Source organism: Aeromonas sp. Y318-1, assembly GCF_027706125.1.
GTDB lineage: Bacteria > Pseudomonadota > Gammaproteobacteria > Enterobacterales > Aeromonadaceae > Aeromonas > Aeromonas hydrophila.
The window spans coordinates 416-15456 of record NZ_JAPDCM010000013.1 but is presented as its reverse complement, the minus strand read 5'-3'; the positions used below and the strand labels follow the sequence as shown (position 1 = coordinate 15456).

The window sequence follows — 15041 nt, the reverse complement described above, 5'->3', positions numbered from 1 at the left end:
CCCTTTGCATGTCAGGCTTGCGGCTCGCTGGTTTTGCGGTAGCGCCTGCCGTATTTCAGCTGCTGGATCAGCAGGGCGGCGACGATGAGCGCCAACCCGATCGGGGTGGCCGGGTGGATGGTCTCGCCGATCAGCAGGTTGAGCAGCACCAGCGAAGCAAACGGCGAGATGAAGATGAGGTTGCTGATGGGGGCCGTGTTGGTGGCGTGGCGCAGGGCCATCAGCCAGAGCACGAAGCCGAAGCCCATCTCGAACAACCCCACGTAGATGGCGCCGGCCCACCCCTGCCAGGCGGTCATGGCAAAGTCCGAGAGCAGCCAGGTCGCCGCGACGATAAAGGGCAGGCTGATGATGAAGCCGAGCAGCAGACTGACGATGGGATCGCCCTGGTTGCGGGTGTTGAGGATCCAGTAGCCGGCCCAGATCAGGGTCGACACCAGCGCCAGCGTGACGCCGAGAGGGCTGTCGAACTGCAGACCGAATACATCCCCCTTGGTGGCGATCACCAGCGCACCGAAGTAGCCGAGCACGATGGCCACCCCGTCGCGGCGGCGCAGCTTCTGACCGAGGAAGGGCACCGCCAGCAGACTGAGGGTGATGGCCCAGGTGTAGTTGAGGGTCTGTGCCTGCTGGGCGGGCAGCAGGTCATACGCCTTGAACAGCAGCAGGTAATAGAGGAAGGGGTTGAGTACTCCCAGTGCCAGATAGTAGAGGGGACGACTCTTGATGTAGCCGAGCAGCAGCGGCAGTTTGCCCTGACAGGCCACGATCACCCCCAGCGTCAGGGTCGAGGTGCAGGCCGCGACCAGCAGCAGCTGTACCGGTTCAAAGTAGGTGAGGGAGATCTTGAAGGCGCTGGCGACCGTCGACCAGAGGGCGACGGCGCAGAGTCCATATTGATAGGCTTTTTTCTGATCTTTGAGCATGGGGTGTCGTTCCGATGACGAAGGCCGGCGCACAGTCTACCAGCCTGTTTGCAACATTGTCGTTACCCCTGCCAGGCAAGGGCTTGCCCAGCCGTTGACGAGATCCATCTGTCACATAAAATTGCGCACAATCTGTTCGCCTTCTCTTGCGCAAATTGAAAAAATCCGTATAATCCCCTCCGCTTACCCCTGAAGTAAGCCAGACGATATGTCTGTTTGCTGAGTTTCCCGCTTGCGGGGGCCAGCCATACAGTCCTCCCGATATGGGAGGAAACGTGAAAAATCACACCTCTGGCGGGAGTAATCTCGGTCTGGCGGTGTTGATTTATGTTCTTTTATCTATTGGAGCTCTGTCAATGCAGAACCAAAGAATCCGTATCCGCCTGAAGGCTTTTGATCATCGCCTGATCGATCAATCCACTGCGGAAATCGTTGAAACTGCAAAGCGCACCGGCGCGCAGGTTCGCGGTCCTATTCCGCTGCCGACTCGCAAAGAGCGCTTCACCGTCCTGATCTCCCCGCACGTCAACAAAGATGCGCGTGATCAGTACGAGATCCGCACTCACAAGCGTCTGGTAGACATCGTTGAGCCGACTGACAAGACCGTTGACGCCCTGATGCGTCTGGATCTGGCAGCTGGTGTAGACGTCCAGATCAGCCTGGGTTAATTACGGAAAGAGGTTGATAACAATGACAATCGGTCTTGTAGGTCGCAAAGTGGGTATGACTCGCATCTTCACTGAAGATGGCGTTTCTATCCCGGTGACTGTTATCGAAGTTGAAGCTAACCGTGTAACTCAGGTCAAATCTGTAGAAACCGACGGCTACAACGCTATTCAGGTTACCACTGGCGCCAAGAAAGCCAGCCGTGTAACCAAGCCGGAAGCTGGCCACTTCGCCAAAGCTGGTGTAGAAGCCGGTCGCGGTCTGTGGGAATTCCGCCTGAACAACGGTGAAACTTTCACTGTTGGTAGCGAGCTGAAAGTAGATCTTCTCGCTGACGTTAAGCTGGTAGACGTTACCGGCACATCCAAGGGTAAAGGTTTTGCCGGTACTGTTAAGCGCTGGAACTTCCGCACCCAGGATATGACCCACGGTAACTCTCTGTCCCACCGTGTACCTGGCTCCATCGGTCAAAACCAGACCCCGGGCCGTGTATTCAAGGGCAAAAAGATGGCTGGTCACATGGGTGCTGAGCGTGTAACGACTCAGAACCTGGAACTGGTTCGTGTTGACGCTGAACGCAACCTGCTGCTCATCAAAGGCGCAGTACCGGGTGCAACCAACGGCAACGTGATCGTTAAACCTGCCGTCAAAGCGTAACGTCTGAGGAGATAGTAATGGAATTGGTAATGAAAGACGCCAAGAGCGCTCTTGAAGTTTCCGAGACTACCTTCGGGCGCGAATTCAACGAAGCTCTGGTTCACCAGGTTGTCGTTGCTTATGCCGCTGGTGCCCGTCAGGGTACTCGTGCGCAGCTGACTCGCTCTGAAGTGTCTGGTGGCGGCAAAAAGCCGTGGCGTCAGAAGGGTACTGGTCGTGCCCGTGCTGGCTCCATCCGTTCGCCCATTTGGCGTTCCGGTGGTGTGACTTTTGCAGCTAAGCCGCAAGATCACAGCCAGAAAGTAAACAAGAAGATGTACCGCGGCGCTATCCGTAGCATCCTGTCCGAGCTGGTACGTCAAGAGCGCCTGATCGTTGTTGAGAAGTTCGGCATCGAAGCTCCGAAGACCAAAGAACTGATCGCCAAGCTGAAAGAAATGGAACTGACTGACGTTCTGATCGTGACTGCTGAAGTCGATGAGAACCTGTTCCTGGCTGCTCGTAACCTGTACAAAGTTGACGTGCGTGACGTTGCCGGTATCGACCCGGTCAGCCTGATCGCTTTCGACAAGGTTCTGATGACTGCTGACGCAGTTAAGCAAATCGAGGAGATGCTGGCATGATCCGTGAAGAGCGTCTGCTGAAAGTTCTGAAGGCTCCGCACATCTCTGAAAAGAGCACCATGGTCGCAGAAAAGCAGAACACTATCGTGTTCAAAGTTGCTGTTGATGCCACCAAGGCGGAAGTCAAAGCTGCAGTTGCGAAACTGTTCGAGGTCGAAGTTGAGACCGTCCGTACCCTGAACATGAAGGGTAAGACCAAGCGCGCAGGTGCACGCGTAGGCCGTCGTTCCGATTGGAAAAAGGCTTATGTGACCCTGAAAGCTGGTCAGGACATCGACTTCATGGGCGCAGCCGAGTAAGAGGAGTTCTGAAAAATGGCAATCGTTAAGTGCAAGCCTACTTCTCCGGGCCGCCGCCACGTCGTCAAGATCGTCAACCAAGACCTGTACAAGGGCAAGCCCTTTGCAGCTCTGCTGGACAAGAAAGACAAGTCCGGTGGTCGTAACAACAACGGCCGCATCACCACCCGTCACATCGGCGGTGGTCACAAGCAACACTACCGTATCGTCGACTTCAAGCGCGACAAAGACGGTATCCCGGCCAAAGTAGAGCGCCTGGAATACGATCCTAACCGTACCGCAAACATCGCCCTGGTGCTGTATGCAGACGGTGAGCGTCGTTACATCCTGGCTCCGAAAGGCCTGAAAGCTGGTGATGCAATCGCTTCTGGTGCTGATGCCGCAATCAAGGTAGGTAACACCCTGCCGATGCGCAACATCCCGGTCGGTTCTACCGTTCACGCTGTTGAGATGAAGCCTGGTAAAGGTGCCCAGCTGGCTCGTTCCGCTGGTACTTTCATCCAGATCCTGGCTCGTGAAGGTAACTATGTAACTCTGCGTCTGCGTTCCGGCGAAGTACGTAAAGTTCTGGCCGAGTGCCGCGCCACCATCGGTGAAGTTGGTAACTCCGAGCACATGCTGCGTCAACTGGGTAAAGCCGGTGCAAACCGCTGGCGTGGTATTCGTCCGACCGTTCGCGGTATGGCGATGAACCCGGTCGACCACCCGCACGGTGGTGGTGAGGGTCGCAACAAGGGCATGCAGCCTGTGTCCCCATGGGGCCAGAAGGCTAAAGGCTTCAAGACCCGTAAGAACAAGCGTACCGACAAGTACATCGTACGTCGTCGTAACAAGTAATTGTTAACATAGAGGAATCACCATGCCACGTTCTCTCAAGAAGGGTCCATTTATTGACCTGCACTTGCTGAAGAAGGTAGAGAAAGCGGTGGAAAGCGGGGATAAAAAGCCGGTTAAGACCTGGTCCCGTCGTTCAATGATCATCCCGAACATGATCGGTTTGACCATCGCTGTCCATAATGGTCGTCAGCACGTTCCGGTTTTCGTTACCGAAGAAATGATCGGTCACAAACTGGGTGAATTCGCACCGACTCGTACTTATCGCGGCCATGCTGCTGATAAGAAGGCTAAGAAGCGCTAAGGGATAAATGATGGAAGCTATCGCTAAACACCGTTATGCCCGTACTTCTGCCCAGAAAGCTCGTCTGGTAGCCGATCAAGTACGTGGTCTGTCCGTAGACAAGGCTCTGAACATCCTGACCTTCAGCCCGAAAAAGGCTGCAGCTCTGGTGAAGAAAGTGCTGGAATCTGCCATTGCAAACGCTGAGCACAACGAAGGCGCCGATATCGACGCGCTGCGTGTTGCTACTATCATGGTCGACGAAGGTCCCTCCATGAAGCGCATCCGTCCGCGTGCCAAAGGTCGTGCGGATCGTATCCTCAAGCGTACCGCTCACATCACCGTAGTGGTATCCGACGCTAAGGCTGGGAGATAAGCAATGGGTCAGAAAGTACATCCTAATGGCATTCGCCTGGGTATTACCAAGCCTTGGAATTCTACCTGGTTCGCGAACACCAAAGACTTCGCTGACAACCTGTACAGCGATTTTCAAGTACGCCAGTTCCTGACCAAGGAACTGAAAAACGCGTCCTTGTCCAAGATCACCATCGAGCGTCCGGCCAAGAGCATCCGTGTGACCATTCACACCGCTCGTCCGGGTGTTGTGATCGGTAAGAAAGGCGAAGACGTTGAGAAACTGCGCAAAGCTGTAGCCGCAATTGCTGGCGTGCCTGCTCAGATCAACATTTCCGAAGTCCGCAAGCCGGAGCTGGATGGCAAACTGGTTGCCGACAGCATCACTTCCCAGCTGGAGCGTCGTGTAATGTTCCGTCGTGCTATGAAGCGCGCCGTACAGAACGCAATGCGCCTGGGTGCCAAGGGCATCAAAGTGGAAGTTTCCGGTCGTCTGGGCGGCGCTGAAATCGCGCGTACCGAATGGTACCGTGAAGGTCGTGTGCCGTTGCACACCCTGCGTGCCGACATCGACTACGCAACTTCTGAAGCCCACACCACTTACGGTGTGATCGGCGTTAAAGTTTGGATCTTCAAGGGCGAAGTTCTGGGCGGTCTGGCTGCTGTTAATGCCGCTGCTGCTCAAGAGCAAGCTCCTGCAAAGCCCAAGCGTGACAACAAGCGCCGCGCTGCTAAGTAAGGAGATTCGGTAAATGTTGCAACCAAAGCGTACTAAATTCCGCAAGACCCACAAGGGTCGTAACCGCGGTCTGGCCAACTCTGGTAACGAAGTATCCTTCGGTACCTTTGGCCTGAAGGCGACATCCCGTGGTCAACTGACTGCTCGTCAAATCGAAGCAGCCCGTCGTGCCATGACCCGTCACGTTAAGCGTCAAGGCAAGATCTGGATCCGTGTGTTCCCGGACAAGCCCATCACCGAAAAGCCCCTCGAAGTTCGTATGGGTAAAGGTAAGGGTAACGTGGAATACTGGGTTTGCCCGATCCAGCCTGGCAAGGTTCTGTACGAGATGGATGGTGTACCTGAGGCTCTGGCGCGTGAAGCGTTTGCCCTGGCCGCAGCTAAGCTGTCCGTTCAGACCACTTTCGTAATTAAGACGGTGATGTGATGAAAGCCCAAGATCTGCGTCAAAAGAGCGTCGAAGAACTGAACCAGGAGCTGCTGGGTCTGCTGCGTGAGCAATTCAACATGCGCATGCAAGCTTCCACCGGCCAGCTGGCTCAGACTCACACTCTGAAACAAGTGCGTCGTGACGTCGCACGTATCAAGACTGTACTGACTGAGAAGGCAGGTGCGTAATGACTGACAAGATCCGTACTCTGCAAGGTCGTGTAATCAGCGACAAGATGGATAAATCCATCACTGTTGCTATCGAGCGCAAGGTAAAGCACCCGATCTACGGTAAGATCATCAAGCGCACTACCAAGCTGCACGTACATGATGAAAACAACGAATGCAAAGCTGGCGACCTCGTGGAAATCCGCGAATGCCGCCCGCTGTCCAAGACCAAGTCCTGGACCCTGGTTGCCGTTGTAGAAAAGGCCTAATCGGTACTTTGTAGTCCAAACGGCCCCTTAGCGGGGCCGTTTGTTTTTTAGGCTACCTTTTCTAAAAATCCTGTGTTATAGTTTCGCGCCTTTTGAAGGCAGCCAGATCCCGAGAGGGATAAGAAGTAAACAAAGCGGAGCACTAAGATGATCCAGATGCAAAGTATGCTGGGTGTTGCCGACAACTCCGGCGCTCGCAGTGTAATGTGTATTAAGGTTCTGGGTGGTTCGCACCGCCGTTACGCCGGCATCGGCGACATCATCAAGGTTTCCATCAAGGAAGCCATTCCTCGCGGTAAAGTGAAGAAAGGTGATGTGTATAACGCGGTGGTCGTACGCACCCGTAAAGGCGTTCGTCGTCCGGACGGCTCTGTCATCCGTTTCGACAACAATGCGGCTGTGTTGCTTAACAACAACCAACAGCCAATCGGTACTCGTATTTTTGGCCCGGTGACTCGTGAACTGCGTAATGAGAAGTTCATGAAGATTGTGTCCCTGGCACCCGAAGTACTGTAAGGAGTCGAACGATGGCAGCTAAAATCCGTCGCGAAGACGAAGTGATTGTTCTTACCGGCAAAGACAAGGGCAAGCGTGGCAAAGTCACTCAAGTCCTGATTGCAAAAGGTAAGGTAATCGTGGAAGGCATCAACCAGGTGAAGAAACACCAGAAGCCGGTACCCGCACTGGGTCAGGCTGGCGGTATCGTCACCAAAGAAGCCCCCATCGATGTATCTAACGTAGCGCTGTTCAACTCTGCCACTGGCAAGGCTGACCGCGTTGGTTTCCGGATTGAAGACGGCAAAAAAGTTCGTTTCTTCAAATCCACCGGCGAACTTGTGAAGTAATTGGAGTTTAACGATGGCGAAACTGCATGATTACTACAAATCCGATGTAGTAAATGAACTGTCCAAACAGTTCGGTTACAAGACTATCATGCAAGTCCCTCGGATCGAGAAAATCACCCTGAACATGGGTGTTGGTGAAGCGATCTCTGACAAGAAATTGCTGGAAAATGCTGCTGCCGATATGGCTGCCATTTCCGGTCAGAAGCCGCTGATCACCAAAGCTCGCAAATCTGTTGCGGGCTTCAAGATTCGTGAAGGCTACCCGATAGGTTGTAAAGTAACCCTGCGTGGCGAGCGTATGTGGGAGTTCCTGGAACGGCTGATTTGCATCTCCGTACCGCGTATCCGTGACTTCCGTGGCCTGAACGCTAAAGCGTTCGACGGTCGTGGTAACTACTCCATGGGCGTGCGTGAGCAAATCATCTTCCCGGAAATCGACTATGACAAGGTCGATCGCGTCCGTGGTCTGGATATCACCATCACCACTTCCGCGAATACCGATGAAGAAGGCCGTGCTCTGCTGGCTGCCTTTAACTTCCCATTCCGCAAGTAAGGTTAGGGTTATGGCTAAAACTTCCATGAAAGCACGTGAAGCAAAGCGTGCGAAGCTGGTAGCCAAGTTCGCCTCCAAGCGAACCGAGCTGAAAGCTATCATTGTTGATATGAACGCTTCTGAAGAAGCGCGTTGGGATGCTGTCCTGCAACTGCAACAGCTGCCCCGTGATTCCAGTCCGTCCCGCCAGCGTAACCGTTGCAATATTACTGGTCGTCCGCACGGTTTCCTGCGCAAGTTTGGCCTGTCTCGCATCAAGGTGCGTGAGCATGCCATGAAGGGCGAAATTCCGGGCCTGAAGAAGGCTTCTTGGTAACGAATCTCGGGAGTTAGACTTATGAGCATGCAAGATCCGATCGCGGATATGCTGACCCGCATCCGTAACGGTCAGGCGGCGAGCAAAGTTGCGGTTTCCATGCCTTCTTCCAAGCTGAAAGTGGCTATCGCCAAAGTGCTGAAAGAAGAAGGTTACATCGCTGGCTACTCCGTAGCTGGTGATGTGAAGCCGGAACTGGAAATTGAACTGAAATATTTCCAGGGCAAGCCAGTTGTAGAACTGATCCAACGCGTGAGCCGTCCCGGCCTGCGTATTTACAAGCGCACTACTGATCTGCCGAAAGTTATGGGCGGTCTCGGTGTTGCTATCGTGTCCACGTCTAAAGGTGTGATGACTGACCGTGCTGCCCGCAAAGCAAGCATGGGCGGTGAGATCATCTGCTACGTCGCTTAATAGGAGGTAGGAAATGTCTCGTGTTGCTAAGGCACCCGTCACTATTCCTGCTGGCGTAGAGGTGACTCTGAACGGCCAGGAACTGTCCATCAAAGGTGGTAAAGGTTCCCTGGTTCGCTCTATTCACGCCGGTGTAGAAGTGACCAAAGAAGACAATGTACTGAAGTTCGCCCCGCGCGACGGCATCGCTGGTGCTGACGCTCAGGCCGGTACTGCCCGTGCATTGGTCAACAACATGGTAATCGGTGTTACCCAAGGCTTCGAGCGCAAGCTGCAGCTGGTTGGTGTAGGTTATAAAGCCTCCATCAAGGGCAATGCTGTTGCGCTGGCTCTGGGCTTCTCTCACCCGGTAGAGCATGCGCTGCCGGCTGGTGTGACCGCTGAGTGCCCGACTGCCACAGAAATCGTTCTGCGTGGTGTCGACAAGCAGCTGGTTGGCCAAGTCGCCGCCGATATCCGTGCTTACCGCGCTCCGGAGCCCTACAAGGGCAAGGGTGTACGCTATGCCAACGAGCAAGTGCGTACTAAAGAAGCTAAGAAGAAGTAAGGTAACACTATGGACAAGAAAGCAGCTCGTCTCCGTCGTGCTACTCGTGCTCGGAAAAAGATGCAGGAACTGGGAGCTACCCGTCTGGTTGTTCACCGTACCCCGCGTCATATCTATGCGCAGGTTATTGCAGCCAACGGTTCCGAAGTTCTGGCCTCTGCTTCCACAGTAGAGAAAGCCATCAGTGAAGCTATTAAATACACCGGTAACGCTGATGCAGCGACCGCGGTAGGTAAAGCAATCGCTGAGCGTGCTATTGCCAAAGGCGTTCAGAACGTATCTTTCGATCGTTCCGGTTTCAAGTATCACGGTCGCATCGCTGCTCTGGCAGCTGCTGCACGTGACGCTGGTCTTCAGTTCTAAGCTAGGAGTCGAAGATGGCTAAAGTCGAATCTCAAGCCGGCGAACTGCAAGAAAAGCTGATTGCAGTAAACCGTGTTTCGAAAACTGTTAAAGGTGGTCGTATCATGTCCTTCACCGCGTTGACCGTGGTGGGTGATGGTAACGGCCGTGTAGGTTACGGTTACGGTAAAGCCCGTGAAGTTCCGGCCGCTATTCAAAAAGCGATGGAACAGGCTAAGCGTAACCTGAACAAGGTTGAGCTGAACAATGGCACTCTGCACCACCCGGTGCGCGGTGTTCACTCCGGTTCCACCGTGTTCATGAAGCCGGCCTCTCAAGGTACTGGTATTATTGCAGGCGGCGCCATGCGTGCTGTTCTGGAAGTTGCTGGTATCCACAACGTGCTGGCCAAGACCTACGGTTCCACCAACCCAATCAACGTTGTTCGCGCAACTGTCGACGCTCTGGTACAGGGTCAATCCCCGGCCCAGATCGCTGCCAAGCGTGGTCTGCGCGTTGAAGAAATTCTGGGGTAATGCGACATGGCTAACACTGTAAAAGTAACTCAAACTCGCAGCTCTATCGGCCGTCTGCCAAAGCATAAGGCGACTCTGCGTGGTCTGGGTCTGCGTCGCATTGGTCACACCGTTGAGCTGGAAGATACTCCCTGCGTACGCGGCATGATCAACCAGGTTTATTACATGGTTAAGGTGGAGGGCTAAGCATGCGTCTGAATACTCTGTCTCCGGCCGCTGGCTCCAAGCGCGTTAAGCACCGTCCGGGCCGTGGTATCGGTTCTGGTCTGGGCAAGACCGGTGGTCGTGGTGTTAAAGGTCAAACCTCTCGTTCCGGTGGCGGCAAAGTCCGCAACGGTTTCGAGGGTGGCCAGATGCCTTTGAAAATCCGTCTGCCGAAGTTCGGTTTCTTCTCCCGCAAATCTTTGGTTTCTGCTGAAGTGCGCCTGAACGAAATCGCCCTGGTAGAAGGTGATGTGGTCGACGTGAGCACTCTGAAGCAAGCCGGTGTTATTACTAAAAACATCGTGTTCGCTAAAGTTGTTCTGTCTGGCAACATTGACCGTGCTGTGACCGTTCGTGGTCTGTCCGTCACCAAAGGTGCACGTGCAGCCATCGAGGCCGCTGGCGGTAAAATCGAGGAATAATCAGTACAATGGCTAAGAAACCAGGATTGGATGTTAAAGCACAGGGTGGTCTGAGTGAACTGAAGAGCCGTCTGCTCTTCGTTCTCGGGGCGATTATCGTTTTCCGTGCAGGCTCTTATGTGCCGATTCCTGGTATTGACGCCGCCGTACTGGCCGAGTTGTTCCAACAACAGAAGGGCACCATCATTGAGATGTTCAACATGTTCAGTGGTGGTGCACTCTCGCGTGCTTCTATTCTTGCGCTGGGGATCATGCCGTACATTTCGGCGTCGATCATTATCCAGCTGCTGACTGTGGTTCACCCCGCTCTTGCTGAACTCAAGAAGGAAGGTGAATCCGGCCGTCGCAAGATTAGCCAATATACCCGTTGGGGCACGCTGGTTTTGGGAACGTTCCAGGCCATTGGTATTGCAACAGGTCTGCCGAATATGATGCAAGGACTCGTGACTCATCCGGGTTTGGGCTTCTATTTCACGGCCGTTGTGAGTCTGGTCACCGGTACCATGTTCTTGATGTGGTTGGGTGAGCAGATTACCGAGCGTGGGATTGGTAATGGTATCTCGTTGATTATCTTCACAGGTATCGTTGCTGGTCTGCCTCATGCCATTGGCGCTACGGCCGAACAGGCACGTCAAGGGGAATTGCACATCCTGCTGTTGTTGTTGCTGGGCTTGATTGTTTTCGCAGTGACTTACTTTGTGGTGTTCGTGGAGCGTGGTCAGCGTCGTATCGTCGTTAACTATGCCAAGCGTCAACAAGGCCGCCAGGTATTTGCCGCGCAAAGCACACACCTGCCGTTGAAAGTGAATATGGCCGGTGTGATTCCTGCGATTTTCGCATCCAGCATCATCCTCTTCCCAGGGACCATTACCTCTTGGTTTGGTCAGGGCGAGGGCAAGATCGCTGACATCCTGCAACAGGTCTCTATGGTCCTGCAGCCGGGTCAGCCCTTGTATGAGATGCTCTATGCAGCAGCCATTATCTTCTTCTGCTTCTTCTATACCGCGCTGGTGTTCAACCCCCGCGAGACAGCAGACAACCTGAAGAAGAGTGGAGCCTTTATCCCGGGGATCCGCCCGGGCGAGCAGACAGCACGTTATATCGATAAGGTTATGACTCGCCTGACATTGGCAGGTGCGCTCTATATAACCTTTATCTGTCTGGTACCCCAGTTCTTGATGACTGCCTGGAACGTACAGTTCTACTTCGGTGGCACCTCGCTGCTGATTATCGTGGTAGTTATCATGGACTTCATGGCTCAGGTTCAGACCCATATGATGTCTCATCAATATGGTGATGTCCTGAGGAAGGCCAACCTGAAGGGCTACGGCCGCTAAAGGTCGGCGTAGTTACGGAGTTAAGCAATGAAAGTTCGTGCTTCCGTTAAGGCAATCTGCCGTAACTGCAAAATCATCAAGCGTCACGGTGTGGTGCGTGTGATTTGCAGCGAGCCAAAGCATAAACAGCGCCAAGGCTAATTTTTTACGGTTAGTACTTGCAACAAATAGTTGTGCTGGCTAATATAGCCAGCCAACTTTTGTTGTGTATTGGTTGACCGCCACGTATCCGCTCACGGGCTTTGTGGTGGTCGTAATCTACTATATGTAGGAGTGAATAGTGGCCCGTATCGCTGGCATTAACATTCCTGACCATAAGCATGCAGTCATTGCTTTGACTGCTATTTATGGCGTCGGTCGTACCCGCTCCAAGGCCATCTGTGCCGCAGCCGGTATCGCTGAGAATGTGAAAATTAAAGACCTGGACGAAGCTCAGATCGAGAGTCTGCGTGAACAAGTAGGTAAATTCACCGTTGAAGGTGACCTGCGTCGTCAGATTTCCATGAACATCAAGCGATTGATGGATCTGGGTTGCTACCGTGGTTTGCGTCACCGTCGTAGCCTGCCTGTTCGTGGTCAACGTACCAAGACCAACGCTCGTACCCGTAAGGGTCCGCGCAAGGCTATCAAGAAGTAACGGGAAGGTAGAAAATGGCTAAAACTCCGACTCGTGCTCGCAAGCGCGTTAAAAAGCAAGTGAGCGACGGTATTGCGCACGTTCATGCATCTTTCAACAACACAATCGTGACCATTACTGACCGTCAGGGCAATGCTCTGTCATGGGCTACCTCTGGTGGTTCAGGTTTCCGTGGTTCCCGTAAGTCCACTCCGTTTGCTGCCCAAGTAGCTGCTGAGCGTGCTGGTGAGATCGCCAAAGAATACGGCGTGAAGAACCTGGAAGTCATGGTCAAAGGTCCGGGTCCCGGTCGTGAGTCTTCCATCCGCGCTCTGAACGCGGCTGGTTTCCGCATCACTAACATTACTGATGTGACTCCGATCCCGCACAACGGTTGTCGTCCTCCCAAGAAGCGCCGCGTGTAACGCTGTAGCTACTTGGTCTAGGATTGTTGGAGAAAGAAGATGGCAAGATATATCGGTCCTAAGCTTAAGCTTAGCCGTCGTGAGGGCACCGACCTCTTCCTGAAGTCTGGTGTTCGTGCGATTGATTCTAAGTGCAAGATTGACACCGTTCCTGGTCAACACGGTGCGCGTAAAGCGCGTCTGTCTGACTACGGTGTTCAGCTGCGCGAGAAACAAAAAGTTCGTCGTATCTACGGCGTATTGGAAAAACAGTTCCGCAACTACTACCGCGACGCTGCCCGTCAAAAGGGTAACACCGGTGAAAACCTGTTGCAGCTGCTGGAAGGTCGTTTGGACAACGTTGTTTACCGTATGGGCTTCGGTGCTACCCGTGCTGAATCTCGTCAGCTGGTGAGCCACAAGGCCATCATGGTCAACGGTCGCGTTGTGAACATTCCTTCTTTCCAGGTTTCCCCTGAGGACGTGATCTGCGTTCGTGAGAAGGCTAAGAAGCAAGCGCGTATCAAAGCATCCCTCGAGGTTGCTGGTCAGCGTGAGAAGCCGACTTGGGTAGAGGTTGATGCCGCTAAAATGGAAGGTGCTTTCAAGCGTCTGCCAGAGCGTTCCGACCTGTCTGCCGACATTAACGAACAGCTGATCGTCGAGCTTTACTCCAAGTAAAGCTAGCTTCTAAAGAGAGGACACAATGCTGGGTTCTGTAACAGATTTTCTTAAACCGCGGCTAGTTGACATCGAGCAAGTTAGCCCGACTCATGCGAAAGTGACTCTCGAGCCACTTGAGCGTGGCTTTGGTCACACGCTGGGTAATGCCCTGCGTCGTATTTTGCTGTCTTCTATGCCCGGTTGTGCAGTTACTGAAGTCGAAATTGACGGGGTACTGCATGAGTACAGCAGCAAAGAAGGTGTACAGGAAGACATTCTTGAAATCCTGCTCAACCTGAAAGGTATCGCTGTGAAGCTGGAAGGCAAGGACGAGGTAACTCTGTCCCTGACCAAGTCTGGAACAGGCCCCGTTACCGCTGGTGATATCACTCACGGTGATGAAGTCGAGATCGTAAACCCGGAGCACGTAATCTGCCACCTGACTGGCGCCAATGCTGAAATCAGCATGCGCCTGAAAGTTCAGCGCGGTCGTGGTTATGTGCCTGCTTCTGCTCGTGTTCACAACGATGATGAAGAGCGTCCTATTGGTCGCCTGCTGCTGGACTCCGCGTTCAGCCCCATCGTTCGTATTGCCTACAACGTTGAGGCAGCACGTGTGGAGCAGCGTACCGACTTGGACAAGCTGGTCATCGACATGGAGACCAATGGTACTCTGGATCCTGAAGAAGCCATCCGTCGTTCTGCCACTATTCTGGCCGAGCAACTGGAAGCCTTCGTGGATCTGCGCGATGTCAGCGTGCCCGAGAAGAAAGAAGAGAAACCCGAGTTTGATCCGATTCTGCTGCGTCCTGTCGATGATTTGGAGCTGACAGTTCGTTCTGCGAACTGTCTGAAGGCAGAAGCTATCCACTATATTGGTGATCTGGTACAGCGTACTGAAGTTGAGTTGCTTAAGACTCCTAACCTCGGTAAGAAGTCCCTGACTGAGATCAAGGACGTGTTGGCCTCCCGTGGTCTGTCTCTTGGCATGCGCCTCGAGAATTGGCCGCCCGCCAGCATCGCTGACGAGTAATCCAGATTACGGGTTTCACAGATTTAGTTAGAAGGATAAGGTCATGCGCCATCGTTTGAGTGGTCGTCAACTGAACCGGAACAGCAGCCATCGTCAGGCTATGTTCCGCAACATGGCCAGCTCCCTGGTTCGTCATGAGATCATCAAGACGACTCTGCCTAAGGCAAAAGAGCTGCGTCGTGTAGTTGAACCGCTGATCACCCTTGCCAAGACTGATAGCGTTGCTAATCGTCGCCTGGCATTTGCCCGTACTCGCGATAACGCGATCGTGGCTAAGCTGTTCAATGAACTGGGCCCGCGCTACCTGGAGCGCGCCGGCGGTTATACTCGCATTCTGAAATGCGGTTTCCGTGCAGGCGACAACGCCCCTATGGCTTACATCGAGCTGGTAGACCGCCCGGCCGCTGCTGAAGCAGCTGCTGAGTGATAAAGAAAAAGCCGGGCTTGTCCCGGCTTTTCTTTTAATGGATTCTGATACTGCCTCAACTGCCTCAACTGCCTCAACTGCCTCAACTGCCTCAACTGCCTCAACTGCCTCAACTGCCTCAACTGCCTCAACTGC

29 protein-coding genes are annotated in these 15041 nt (G+C 53.7%); 28 read left to right on the top strand and 1 reads right to left on the bottom strand.

Annotation, left to right across the window (positions count from 1 at the left end; translation table 11 throughout):
- Nucleotides 1-11: 11 nt before the first annotated feature.
- Entirely contained in the window at nt 12-926 is a 915-nt protein-coding gene (locus tag OKB87_RS18270; protein ID WP_171281948.1) for a DMT family transporter, read from the bottom strand.
- A 356-nt stretch (nt 927-1282) separates the two neighbouring features.
- Here OKB87_RS18270 and rpsJ point away from each other — a divergent pair, with 356 nt between their 5' ends.
- From rpsJ to rplQ, 28 genes are all read left to right on the top strand, one after another.
- A complete protein-coding gene (gene rpsJ / locus OKB87_RS18265; protein ID WP_005307944.1) occupies nt 1283-1594 on the top strand; it encodes a 30S ribosomal protein S10 in 312 nt (103 codons plus the stop codon).
- Between the two features lie 22 nt (nt 1595-1616).
- Nucleotides 1617-2249, top strand: a complete 633-nt coding sequence (gene rplC, locus OKB87_RS18260; RefSeq protein ID WP_010672559.1) for a 50S ribosomal protein L3 — start codon at nt 1617-1619, stop codon at nt 2247-2249.
- A gap of 17 nt (nt 2250-2266) precedes the next feature.
- Nucleotides 2267-2872 (top strand): 50S ribosomal protein L4, encoded by a 606-nt coding sequence (gene rplD, locus OKB87_RS18255; protein ID WP_005340616.1) that lies wholly within the window; start codon nt 2267-2269, stop codon nt 2870-2872.
- Nucleotides 2869-3171: a 50S ribosomal protein L23 gene (gene rplW / locus OKB87_RS18250; protein WP_005307955.1), complete on the top strand. Its 303-nt coding sequence runs from the start codon at nt 2869-2871 to the stop codon at nt 3169-3171. The genes rplD and rplW overlap by 4 nt, the downstream gene beginning before the upstream one ends.
- 15 nt (nt 3172-3186) lie before the next feature.
- Nucleotides 3187-4008: a 50S ribosomal protein L2 gene (rplB, locus tag OKB87_RS18245; RefSeq protein ID WP_005307957.1), complete on the top strand. Its 822-nt coding sequence runs from the start codon at nt 3187-3189 to the stop codon at nt 4006-4008.
- 22 nt (nt 4009-4030) lie between these two features.
- The gene (gene rpsS, locus OKB87_RS18240) at nt 4031-4309 is read left to right on the top strand and encodes a 30S ribosomal protein S19 (protein WP_005307960.1); all 279 of its coding nucleotides are present in this window, start codon (nt 4031-4033) and stop codon (nt 4307-4309) included.
- A gap of 10 nt (nt 4310-4319) precedes the next feature.
- Complete coding sequence (gene rplV / locus OKB87_RS18235) at nt 4320-4664, top strand: 50S ribosomal protein L22 (RefSeq protein ID WP_011704314.1); 345 nt, start codon at nt 4320-4322, stop codon at nt 4662-4664.
- Between the two features lie 3 nt (nt 4665-4667).
- On the top strand, nt 4668-5381 hold the full coding sequence (rpsC, locus tag OKB87_RS18230) for a 30S ribosomal protein S3 (RefSeq protein ID WP_005331168.1): 714 nt from the start codon (nt 4668-4670) through the stop codon (nt 5379-5381).
- A 13-nt stretch (nt 5382-5394) separates the two neighbouring features.
- Nucleotides 5395-5808: a 50S ribosomal protein L16 gene (gene rplP, locus OKB87_RS18225; RefSeq protein ID WP_005307963.1), complete on the top strand. Its 414-nt coding sequence runs from the start codon at nt 5395-5397 to the stop codon at nt 5806-5808.
- Nucleotides 5808-5999 carry a 50S ribosomal protein L29 gene (rpmC, locus tag OKB87_RS18220; RefSeq protein ID WP_005307965.1) on the top strand — a complete coding sequence of 64 codons (192 nt, stop codon included), beginning with the start codon at nt 5808-5810 and terminating at the stop codon, nt 5997-5999. The genes rplP and rpmC overlap by 1 nt, the downstream gene beginning before the upstream one ends.
- The gene (gene rpsQ / locus OKB87_RS18215) at nt 5999-6247 is read left to right on the top strand and encodes a 30S ribosomal protein S17 (protein WP_005307966.1); all 249 of its coding nucleotides are present in this window, start codon (nt 5999-6001) and stop codon (nt 6245-6247) included. Before rpmC ends, rpsQ begins: the two co-directional genes overlap by 1 nt.
- Before the next feature lie 147 nt (nt 6248-6394).
- Complete coding sequence (gene rplN, locus OKB87_RS18210; RefSeq protein ID WP_005307975.1) at nt 6395-6763, top strand: 50S ribosomal protein L14; 369 nt, start codon at nt 6395-6397, stop codon at nt 6761-6763.
- 11 nt (nt 6764-6774) lie between these two features.
- Nucleotides 6775-7092, top strand: a complete 318-nt coding sequence (gene rplX / locus OKB87_RS18205; RefSeq protein ID WP_005307977.1) for a 50S ribosomal protein L24 — start codon at nt 6775-6777, stop codon at nt 7090-7092.
- Between the two features lie 13 nt (nt 7093-7105).
- Nucleotides 7106-7645, top strand: a complete 540-nt coding sequence (gene rplE / locus OKB87_RS18200; RefSeq protein WP_005331162.1) for a 50S ribosomal protein L5 — start codon at nt 7106-7108, stop codon at nt 7643-7645.
- Between the two features lie 10 nt (nt 7646-7655).
- Entirely contained in the window at nt 7656-7961 is a 306-nt protein-coding gene (rpsN, locus tag OKB87_RS18195) for a 30S ribosomal protein S14 (RefSeq protein ID WP_011704315.1), read from the top strand.
- Nucleotides 7962-7982: 21 nt separating this feature from the next.
- Nucleotides 7983-8375, top strand: coding sequence for a 30S ribosomal protein S8 (rpsH, locus tag OKB87_RS18190; RefSeq protein ID WP_005307980.1), 393 nt, complete (start codon nt 7983-7985; stop codon nt 8373-8375).
- Nucleotides 8376-8388: 13 nt separating this feature from the next.
- Nucleotides 8389-8922 (top strand): 50S ribosomal protein L6, encoded by a 534-nt coding sequence (rplF, locus tag OKB87_RS18185; RefSeq protein ID WP_005307981.1) that lies wholly within the window; start codon nt 8389-8391, stop codon nt 8920-8922.
- Between the two features lie 9 nt (nt 8923-8931).
- Nucleotides 8932-9285 carry a 50S ribosomal protein L18 gene (gene rplR, locus OKB87_RS18180; RefSeq protein ID WP_011704317.1) on the top strand — a complete coding sequence of 118 codons (354 nt, stop codon included), beginning with the start codon at nt 8932-8934 and terminating at the stop codon, nt 9283-9285.
- 14 nt (nt 9286-9299) lie between these two features.
- Nucleotides 9300-9800: a 30S ribosomal protein S5 gene (gene rpsE, locus OKB87_RS18175; RefSeq protein ID WP_011704318.1), complete on the top strand. Its 501-nt coding sequence runs from the start codon at nt 9300-9302 to the stop codon at nt 9798-9800.
- A gap of 6 nt (nt 9801-9806) precedes the next feature.
- Complete coding sequence (gene rpmD / locus OKB87_RS18170; RefSeq protein WP_005307985.1) at nt 9807-9986, top strand: 50S ribosomal protein L30; 180 nt, start codon at nt 9807-9809, stop codon at nt 9984-9986.
- Nucleotides 9987-9988: 2 nt separating this feature from the next.
- The gene (rplO, locus tag OKB87_RS18165; RefSeq protein WP_005307987.1) at nt 9989-10426 is read left to right on the top strand and encodes a 50S ribosomal protein L15; all 438 of its coding nucleotides are present in this window, start codon (nt 9989-9991) and stop codon (nt 10424-10426) included.
- A gap of 8 nt (nt 10427-10434) precedes the next feature.
- Nucleotides 10435-11763, top strand: coding sequence for a preprotein translocase subunit SecY (gene secY / locus OKB87_RS18160; RefSeq protein WP_010672567.1), 1329 nt, complete (start codon nt 10435-10437; stop codon nt 11761-11763).
- 27 nt (nt 11764-11790) lie between these two features.
- Nucleotides 11791-11904 carry a 50S ribosomal protein L36 gene (rpmJ, locus tag OKB87_RS18155; RefSeq protein WP_005319705.1) on the top strand — a complete coding sequence of 38 codons (114 nt, stop codon included), beginning with the start codon at nt 11791-11793 and terminating at the stop codon, nt 11902-11904.
- A gap of 139 nt (nt 11905-12043) precedes the next feature.
- Nucleotides 12044-12400: a 30S ribosomal protein S13 gene (gene rpsM, locus OKB87_RS18150; protein ID WP_005307991.1), complete on the top strand. Its 357-nt coding sequence runs from the start codon at nt 12044-12046 to the stop codon at nt 12398-12400.
- A 14-nt stretch (nt 12401-12414) separates the two neighbouring features.
- Nucleotides 12415-12804, top strand: coding sequence for a 30S ribosomal protein S11 (rpsK, locus tag OKB87_RS18145; RefSeq protein WP_005319702.1), 390 nt, complete (start codon nt 12415-12417; stop codon nt 12802-12804).
- Nucleotides 12805-12843: 39 nt separating this feature from the next.
- Nucleotides 12844-13464, top strand: a complete 621-nt coding sequence (rpsD, locus tag OKB87_RS18140; RefSeq protein ID WP_011704319.1) for a 30S ribosomal protein S4 — start codon at nt 12844-12846, stop codon at nt 13462-13464.
- A 25-nt stretch (nt 13465-13489) separates the two neighbouring features.
- Nucleotides 13490-14479 carry a DNA-directed RNA polymerase subunit alpha gene (locus OKB87_RS18135; RefSeq protein ID WP_005307997.1) on the top strand — a complete coding sequence of 330 codons (990 nt, stop codon included), beginning with the start codon at nt 13490-13492 and terminating at the stop codon, nt 14477-14479.
- A 43-nt stretch (nt 14480-14522) separates the two neighbouring features.
- Complete coding sequence (rplQ, locus tag OKB87_RS18130) at nt 14523-14906, top strand: 50S ribosomal protein L17 (RefSeq protein WP_005307999.1); 384 nt, start codon at nt 14523-14525, stop codon at nt 14904-14906.
- Nucleotides 14907-15041: the final 135 nt, after the last annotated feature.

What these genes read in the sequence shown, in the direction of transcription:
- rplW (WP_005307955.1), top strand. Translation starts at nt 2,869, where the DNA reads ATGATCCGTGAAGAGCGTCTGCTGAAAGTTCTGAAGGCTCCGCACATC.
- rplF (WP_005307981.1), top strand. Translation starts at nt 8,389, where the DNA reads ATGTCTCGTGTTGCTAAGGCACCCGTCACTATTCCTGCTGGCGTAGAG.
- rplD (WP_005340616.1), top strand. Translation starts at nt 2,267, where the DNA reads ATGGAATTGGTAATGAAAGACGCCAAGAGCGCTCTTGAAGTTTCCGAG.
- rpsE (WP_011704318.1), top strand. Translation starts at nt 9,300, where the DNA reads ATGGCTAAAGTCGAATCTCAAGCCGGCGAACTGCAAGAAAAGCTGATT.
- rpsC (WP_005331168.1), top strand. Translation starts at nt 4,668, where the DNA reads ATGGGTCAGAAAGTACATCCTAATGGCATTCGCCTGGGTATTACCAAG.
- rpsS (WP_005307960.1), top strand. Translation starts at nt 4,031, where the DNA reads ATGCCACGTTCTCTCAAGAAGGGTCCATTTATTGACCTGCACTTGCTG.
- rpsD (WP_011704319.1), top strand. Translation starts at nt 12,844, where the DNA reads ATGGCAAGATATATCGGTCCTAAGCTTAAGCTTAGCCGTCGTGAGGGC.
- rplO (WP_005307987.1), top strand. Translation starts at nt 9,989, where the DNA reads ATGCGTCTGAATACTCTGTCTCCGGCCGCTGGCTCCAAGCGCGTTAAG.
- rplC (WP_010672559.1), top strand. Translation starts at nt 1,617, where the DNA reads ATGACAATCGGTCTTGTAGGTCGCAAAGTGGGTATGACTCGCATCTTC.
- rpsQ (WP_005307966.1), top strand. Translation starts at nt 5,999, where the DNA reads ATGACTGACAAGATCCGTACTCTGCAAGGTCGTGTAATCAGCGACAAG.
- OKB87_RS18270 (WP_171281948.1), bottom strand. Translation starts at nt 926, where the DNA reads ATGCTCAAAGATCAGAAAAAAGCCTATCAATATGGACTCTGCGCCGTC.
- rpsK (WP_005319702.1), top strand. Translation starts at nt 12,415, where the DNA reads ATGGCTAAAACTCCGACTCGTGCTCGCAAGCGCGTTAAAAAGCAAGTG.
- rplP (WP_005307963.1), top strand. Translation starts at nt 5,395, where the DNA reads ATGTTGCAACCAAAGCGTACTAAATTCCGCAAGACCCACAAGGGTCGT.
- rpsH (WP_005307980.1), top strand. Translation starts at nt 7,983, where the DNA reads ATGAGCATGCAAGATCCGATCGCGGATATGCTGACCCGCATCCGTAAC.
- secY (WP_010672567.1), top strand. Translation starts at nt 10,435, where the DNA reads ATGGCTAAGAAACCAGGATTGGATGTTAAAGCACAGGGTGGTCTGAGT.
- rpmJ (WP_005319705.1), top strand. Translation starts at nt 11,791, where the DNA reads ATGAAAGTTCGTGCTTCCGTTAAGGCAATCTGCCGTAACTGCAAAATC.
- rpsN (WP_011704315.1), top strand. Translation starts at nt 7,656, where the DNA reads ATGGCTAAAACTTCCATGAAAGCACGTGAAGCAAAGCGTGCGAAGCTG.
- rplB (WP_005307957.1), top strand. Translation starts at nt 3,187, where the DNA reads ATGGCAATCGTTAAGTGCAAGCCTACTTCTCCGGGCCGCCGCCACGTC.
- rpmD (WP_005307985.1), top strand. Translation starts at nt 9,807, where the DNA reads ATGGCTAACACTGTAAAAGTAACTCAAACTCGCAGCTCTATCGGCCGT.
- rplQ (WP_005307999.1), top strand. Translation starts at nt 14,523, where the DNA reads ATGCGCCATCGTTTGAGTGGTCGTCAACTGAACCGGAACAGCAGCCAT.
- rplV (WP_011704314.1), top strand. Translation starts at nt 4,320, where the DNA reads ATGGAAGCTATCGCTAAACACCGTTATGCCCGTACTTCTGCCCAGAAA.
- rplE (WP_005331162.1), top strand. Translation starts at nt 7,106, where the DNA reads ATGGCGAAACTGCATGATTACTACAAATCCGATGTAGTAAATGAACTG.
- rplX (WP_005307977.1), top strand. Translation starts at nt 6,775, where the DNA reads ATGGCAGCTAAAATCCGTCGCGAAGACGAAGTGATTGTTCTTACCGGC.
- rplN (WP_005307975.1), top strand. Translation starts at nt 6,395, where the DNA reads ATGATCCAGATGCAAAGTATGCTGGGTGTTGCCGACAACTCCGGCGCT.
- rpsJ (WP_005307944.1), top strand. Translation starts at nt 1,283, where the DNA reads ATGCAGAACCAAAGAATCCGTATCCGCCTGAAGGCTTTTGATCATCGC.
- OKB87_RS18135 (WP_005307997.1), top strand. Translation starts at nt 13,490, where the DNA reads ATGCTGGGTTCTGTAACAGATTTTCTTAAACCGCGGCTAGTTGACATC.
- rpmC (WP_005307965.1), top strand. Translation starts at nt 5,808, where the DNA reads ATGAAAGCCCAAGATCTGCGTCAAAAGAGCGTCGAAGAACTGAACCAG.
- rplR (WP_011704317.1), top strand. Translation starts at nt 8,932, where the DNA reads ATGGACAAGAAAGCAGCTCGTCTCCGTCGTGCTACTCGTGCTCGGAAA.